Source organism: Coriobacteriia bacterium, assembly GCA_013334745.1.
Taxonomy (GTDB): Bacteria; Actinomycetota; Coriobacteriia; order Anaerosomatales; family JAAXUF01; genus JAAXWY01.
The window spans coordinates 1-6,693 of record JAAXWY010000072.1; the positions used below are offsets into that span (position 1 = coordinate 1).

The 6,693-nt window shown below is 65.6% G+C and carries 6 protein-coding genes; 2 read left to right on the forward strand and 4 right to left on the reverse strand.

Annotated features, from left to right (window positions below):
- Both HGB10_11675 and HGB10_11680 read left to right on the forward strand, forming a co-directional pair.
- The coding region (locus tag HGB10_11675; protein ID NTU72461.1) for a glycosyltransferase at positions 1-972 on the forward strand (972 nt) is incomplete at its 5' end.
- Positions 965-2,443 carry a hypothetical protein gene (locus HGB10_11680; GenBank protein ID NTU72462.1) on the forward strand — a complete coding sequence of 493 codons (1,479 nt, stop codon included), beginning with the start codon at positions 965-967 and terminating at the stop codon, positions 2,441-2,443. The genes HGB10_11675 and HGB10_11680, both read left to right, overlap by 8 nt.
- 2 nt (positions 2,444-2,445) lie before the next feature.
- Here HGB10_11680 and HGB10_11685 read toward each other — a convergent pair whose 3' ends face one another.
- From HGB10_11685 to HGB10_11700, 4 genes are all read right to left on the reverse strand, one after another.
- The gene (locus HGB10_11685; protein ID NTU72463.1) at positions 2,446-3,078 is read right to left on the reverse strand and encodes a methyltransferase domain-containing protein; all 633 of its coding nucleotides are present in this window, start codon (positions 3,076-3,078) and stop codon (positions 2,446-2,448) included.
- A 60-nt stretch (positions 3,079-3,138) separates the two neighbouring features.
- Positions 3,139-4,452 carry a flippase gene (locus HGB10_11690; GenBank protein ID NTU72464.1) on the reverse strand — a complete coding sequence of 438 codons (1,314 nt, stop codon included), beginning with the start codon at positions 4,450-4,452 and terminating at the stop codon, positions 3,139-3,141.
- Positions 4,452-5,399 carry an NAD-dependent epimerase/dehydratase family protein gene (locus HGB10_11695; GenBank protein ID NTU72465.1) on the reverse strand — a complete coding sequence of 316 codons (948 nt, stop codon included), beginning with the start codon at positions 5,397-5,399 and terminating at the stop codon, positions 4,452-4,454. Before HGB10_11695 ends, HGB10_11690 begins: the two co-directional genes overlap by 1 nt.
- A 46-nt stretch (positions 5,400-5,445) precedes the next feature.
- The coding region (locus HGB10_11700) for a polysaccharide biosynthesis tyrosine autokinase (protein ID NTU72466.1) at positions 5,446-6,693 on the reverse strand (1,248 nt) is incomplete at its 5' end.

A 6,693-nucleotide genomic window follows, 5' to 3' on the forward strand; every position in this document is an offset into this window, starting at 1 on the left:
CACCCCGGCATCAGCGCGCGCACTGTGGGCCTCGGCCAGGGCCGGGTCGGCACGATGTCGGCCCTGTACCGTGCCTACCGCACGCTGGTCCGAGAACGACCTGACGTGATCGTGTGCATGCAGACCGGACCTCTTGCGGCCGCATGCTGGCTTGCGGCTATCGCGTGCAACGCACGACTCGTGATCGGCGCCACGAGCGACCCTGAGGCCGGCATTGGCATCGGGCGCGTCGGCGGACGCGCGGCGGTCCGTTCGCGACGCACGATCGCCGTGCTCGCGTGCACGCCCGCGGTGGCCGATCACCTCACCACGCAGTGGAGTCCGCGCGTCACGGTGCACACCTACTCGCCCGATACATCCGCCTTGCGAGCGGAGCTGTCGGCGGTCGAGCCGCTCGAACGCCGTCGCGCCGAGGCGCTGTTCGTAGGGAGGCTCACGCCGGTCAAGGGCGTCGATATGCTCCCAGCGATCGCCGCTGCACTCGCACGAGGCGGTGTGGGTCGGCTTGCCATCGTCGGCGATGGGCCTCTCCGCGATGAACTCGTCTCCTCGCTCGAACGAGAGGAAGCCCTGGAATCCGTGGATCTTCTCGGATCGCTCGAACACTCCGAGGTGCTCGCCCGCATGGCGCACGCTCGAGTCGTGGTGATACCCTCACGTGCCGAAGGGGTCGCGAAGGTCGCAGCCGAGGCGCTGCTCTCAGGAACACCGGTCGTCGCGTTCGACGTCGGAGGGCTCGCTGACACGGTCACGCACGGTCGCGACGGGTTACTGGTACCCGCAGGTGCACGCGATACACTCGCGCAGACGGTCGCTGACCTCATGAGCGACGATGAGGCGTGGACGGCTCTGGCCACCGGCGCCGCCGCCTTACGAGAAGCCCCGGCCGGCCAGCCGACCTTCGGTGACGTGCTTGCGGAACGGCTGCAAGCAACCGGAGTCCTGAGCGAGAGGAGCGCGGAAGATGCGTAACGTGTTCGCACGCCTCTCTCCGCGCACGCGCTCGGTGCTCACTCAGATCTTGGTGGTCACCGGCGTCGCGATCGTCTCGGTGATCATGGGCTATTCGCTCGTGGAGGCGCGCTCCCTGAGCCTATTGCTTCTCGCCGCGGTACTGCTGCCGCTTCTGATGGTCAAGCCGTACTGGTCGGCGATGTTGCTCGTGGTGAGCGCATTCAGCCTGCAGTACGCGACATCGTTGGGCCTACTTCCCGGCACGACCTCGCTTGTGCAAGACATGCTGGCGCTCGTGCTCGCACTCGCCATCGGCCTTCGTCTCATCTCGGGCAGGCGCACGGTGAGCCTGGCCGGCGGGACTTGGTTCCTTGCGTGGGTCTTCATACTCGCCTTGGGCGCCATGGCCAACACAGCGCCACTCGTACCTGCCGTGCTCGGACTACGGGCACTCCTGCGCTTCATGCCGTTGCTGTTCGCGCCGGCGGTACTCGGGTGGAGTGAGCCCGAGAACCGTCGCCTCGCTGTCACGATGATCGTGCTGACCCTCCTGCAGGCACCGGTCGCCCTGTTCCAGTTCCTGTTGCGCTCCGAACAATCCGGCGACACCGTCGGCGGGACGATCGGCACCTTTTCGTCCGGCCTTCTGACCGTTCTCGTCGTGGCGATGACCGTCTGGCTCGTGGGCCTGATGATCTACCGAGTGGTTCCGGCCCGTCTGGTGCTCATCGGAGTCGCGGCGCTGTGTGTCCCGCCAGCGCTCAACGAGACGAAGATCTTCTTCGTCGTCGCGCCCCTCATCTGGGCCGGCTTCATCCTGCCGCGCACCCGACGCAACTTCGGAGCCGCACTCTTGGCCGTCGTCGCATTGGCCGCGGGCGTTGCCCTTGTGCTGCAGGCGTACTCGCTTGCCTACGGGAACAAGATCGAGCGCTCGAACACCGTGGAGTGGCTGATCGAGAGCCAGCAGCAGTCCGACAAGGGCGTGCTCGGCCGCATCCCGTCGATCGCGTTCGCGTACGAGCAGAACACGGACTCCCCGACGAACGCGCTGTTCGGCTACGGGATCGGATCCGTCACTCGTAACGAGCAGGTGGGCGTCGTGGGCGAGTTGGTCGCGCGTTTCGGCACGCTGGTGCGAAACGTCAGCTTCCTCGTGCGATCCATGCTCGAGATGGGGCTGTTGGGCATGATCGCGTTCGGCGGCATGCTCGTGGCGCTGTTCACGACGGCGCGTCGCGTCGAGAAGACGGACGAGGATGGATTCTGGAAGGCAGCTGCGCTGGGCGCACAGGCGATGATAGTCACCTACACCGTGATGAGCCTCTACAACTCTACGCTGCTCGCGGATGCGATCGCGTGCACCTTGTGGTGCACGTGCGGCATCGTGGCCGCGCGCCACGCGTCCTACGCGGAGCAGGACGACCTCGAGTACGAATCTCCGATCCAGCTGCTCGAGCGCGAGGACGCCGAGGGCATCTTCACCTGAGGCTATCGGTCGCGCGTCCCCATCACCATGAGCGACTTCGTCAGCCCCAAGGAGCGCTCCGCGATGATTTCGCTACCCGGAAACAAGCTCTCAAGCTGACGTCGGTCGAGTAGGTACCAATCCGGATCGGTACGTTTGACCCAGAACCGGTTGGTGAAGCGCAGCACCGCAAGCAGCGCCGGGCGCGGCAGCCACGCGACGAAGGGCAGCCACGAGTGGCTCTCCACCGGGAAGTGCCGATACGGCGTCTGCAGATAGTACGAGCGGCCTACGCGCGTGAGCTCCGAGGCGAACTGCGCCTGCCGTTCCAGTGCGGCACGCTTGAACTCATCGCCGGAGCGCATGGACCACACGACGCTCTTGGGTACCGTGACGTGCTCGATGACCGAGGAGCAGTAGACGATGTCGAACGACCCATCGTCGAACGGCAACCGTCCCGACTCGTCGAGCACCACCGGCGTGAAACCGTAGAGCGCAGCCCCTTGCTCGACCGCGTCCGCACCGATGTCGGCAATCGAGACGTTCTCGGGACGCACAGGCGTGTCAGCGAGCACCGCATGGATGTTGTGTCCGGCCTCAGAACCCACATCGAGCACGGTCGTCTCGGCACTCAAGGCGAAGTGCTCGCGAAACACCCGGGCGCGCTTCTCTCGAGCTCGCGACGACAGTCTCAGCACAAGCCCCCTGAGCACGTCTCAGCCCTCCCCGACCGTGCGCCTGATGAGTCCCATCCGGTCGCCCACGATCGCTAGAGCGGTGTAGTAGATGACCGCCGTGACGAGCGTGCTGAGAGCGATTCCGGCGATCCCCAACCCGGCCGCAAGCGCCACGACGTTCAGCACGATGTTGAGCGCGGCACGAAGCGGGATGAGTTTCACGAGAGTGAGCTCCATTCCCCGCGCCTGGAACAGCAACTGAAGCGGGTAACACGGCACCCCAACGGCCAGCGCGACGAGCAGGATGCGAAACGGCAGCACGGTGCCGACGAAGTCCTTGCCCAGCACGAGAGGGATCAGGAACGGCGCGGCGATCCATCCCGCCACGGTCACCGCGACCCCGACGCCCAGCAACGCGACGACGCCCTTGCGCATGTCCATGAGCACCAGCGTGCCCTGCTTGGCCTGACGCACGATCTGTGGGAAGAACGCCACCGAGAAGGCCTCAGTCGTTGACATCAGCCGCATGTAGAGCGTGAGTGCCGCTGCGTACAGGCCCACCTGGGCCGTGTCGCCCCAGGCTCTGATCATGAGTACGTCGATCTTCGTGTAGAGGTAGCTGAAGAACCCGATGAGCGTGAATATCACGCCCGCCTTGAAGAACACGCGATCGATCGAGGCGAACCTGAACGTGGGGCGAAGCCGTATCCACTTCATCGCCACGCGCGCCATCAACGCCAGCGCCACCGCGTAGGCCGAGACGAACGCGATGATCACGACGACCGGGTCCGTGCCCACGATCAACATGAGAGCCCCGGCGAGCGCGATGTAGAGTGCCTGCCGCACGATGCCGATCTGCGCCATCCAGCGCATCTCCTCGTGCACCTGACACGCCGTCGACAGCGTCCCGTTCATCGGCGTGATCAGAACGATCGCTGACGCGATCGTGATTCCGACGCGCTCGGGCATGGTCAGCCCAGGAAAGGCCCACGCGCCGATCCAGCACGCTACGAGCGCGACCGCCCCAAGCGTCAGCTTGAGACCAGCGGTCGCGTTGATGAGCCCTTCGAGGCTCTCTCCTTCACGGACCGACTCACGCACGATGACGCGGTCGAATCCGCTGAGCGCCATCCACCCGAACACGCCGACGAACGCCAGAGCTGAGCTCACGACACCGTAACCGGCCGGCCCCAAGGGTCTCGCCACGACGACGACAGTAATCGCCGACAGCGCATAAGACAGCCGGTTGCCCGCGAGCAGCCAGCTGGCATTGGCCATGCCCTTGCGCGTGTTGAACCCCGACTCGGGCTCCACACCCGCCGCATCCGTGCCTTCGGCTGGCTCGCGCGTCACTACGCCGTGGTCTCGGACTCGCGGATGTAGTCGGCCGTCCTCTTGACGCCCTCGGCGAACTCCACCGACGGCTCGTAGCCGAGAACCTCACGCGCCAAGTCGATGCACGCCACCGACTCGCGGACGTCACCCACGCGCGGCTCCTGGAACTCAGGTACGATCTCGCGCCCAAGGGCGCCGGAGATGGCTGAGACTACGTCGAGCAGAGTCACCGCGTGTCCACACGCGATGTTCATGGCGTGGCCCGCGGCGCCAGGGACCACAGCGGCCTTCGTCGTGGCATCCACGACGTTGTCGATGTAGGTGAAGTCGCGGATCTGGCCGCCGTCACCAAAGATCACCGGCGTCTTGCCTGCGAGCGCCAGACGGATGAACTTCGGGATGACAGCGCTGTACTGAGATGCCGGGTCCTGTCGAGGCCCGAAGACGTTGAAGTAGCGCACCGCGACCGCTTCGAGGCCGTAGACCGACTGAGCCGCTAGGCAGTAGCGCTCGGTGGCGAGCTTCGAGACCGCGTACGGCGAGATGGGGAGCAGCTGCAGATCCTCGGTCTTGGGCATCGCCGGGTTGGCGCCGTAGACCGACGACGACGATGCGACCACGACGCGGCGCACTCCGTTATCGCGGGCGGCCAGCACCACATTGAGCGTGCCGTTCACGTTGACGTCGTTGGACGTGAGCGGGTCTTGGACCGATCGAGGCACGCTGGGAAGCGCGCCCAGATGGAGCACGTAGTCGCAGCCGCGGACGGCGTTGTGCACGCGCTCGTAGCTGCGAAGATCACCCTCGAACAAGGTGATGTCGGACTCTATTCCGTACAGGTTGGAGCGGCGGCCGGTCGAGAAGTTGTCGAGAACGACGACCTCGTGGCCCTCGGACAACAGCCGGCGTGCGATGGACGAGCCGATGAACCCGGCTCCACCCGTCACGAGATAGCGGTCAGACATGCACCCTCCGATCGTAGGATCAACCGTGCAGCACGAGGCGTAAGGCCTAGGCGCCGCCGAACAGTTTGAGCGAGTCGATCAGGCCCCATCCCAAGAACCCGTCCAATACGGTGACGATGATCGCGGCGACCACCAGCACGATGACGAACACCAGCAAGCCGACGAGCACCTTGCCCACTGTGGCCGCTATCCGAGACCTGCCGCCCGGAATCGGCTCCTTGAGCCCGTCCGTCGTCGATGAGACCTGCGTCCCCTTGCCGTGGTAGTAGTAGCCACTCATGTACCCGCCGTAGCCATAGCCGCGTCCGCCGCCTGCGGCGTCAGCGTTCACGACCACAACGCCCATCACACGAGCGCCGACCTTGGACAGAATCTCATGCGACCTGACCGCGGCTTCCCGCGTCGAGGCACCCACGCGGGACACGACAACGGCGCCATCGGTCCACCGCACGAGCGATGCCGCGTCGGCGACCGCCAGAAGCGGCGGCGTATCCAAGATGACCCAGTCGACGATGCCCTCGAGCGACTCGATGAGCTGACCCATACGCTTGGAGCCCAGCAGCTCGGACGGATTCGGCGGCATCTTGCCGCTCGTAAGCACCAGGAGCCCCTTCGTCTCGGTCTGCTGCAGGGCATCCTTGAGCGCCGAGCGACCGGTCAACACATCCGAGATGCCCACCGTGTTGGAGACACCCAGCAAGACATCGGTGGTCGGACGGCGGAAGTCGCAACAGACGAGCGCGACACGCTTGCCTGTCTGGGCCAGGGCCACGGAGAGGTTCGCCGCCACCGTCGACTTGCCCTCGGACGGCGCGGCCGACGTGACGAGGACCGTCTTGGTGTTGTGCTCGAAGTTCATGAAGTCGATGGAGTTACGCAGCGCGCGATATGACTCAGCCTCTGCGCCGCCGGGAGCCGCGAGCAGGCCCAAGGGTGAGGATGCGCCCTTCTTGACCGAGCTCGACGGGATCTGACCCAGGACCGGAGCGCCGAACAGCCCTTCGAGCTGATCGATCGACTTGATCGTGTTGTCCAGGTAGTCGAGAAGGAACGCCAGGCCAAGGCCCAGCAGCAAGCCGACCAGCGCGCCGAGCAGTGCATCGCGGCGGGGGCTGGGCGCGACCTTGTCGGGCTCCACAACGGCGGTCGAGACCACGCGACCGGAGCCCTGCTCGAGCTGCTCTTGGATGCGCAGAGCCTCGAGCTTCTCGGCGAGCGTCGAATACAGACCGGTCGCGATGGAGAGCTGCGCGCCCAACTGCTCGTTCTTGATTATCTGACCGTTGCGGTCCTG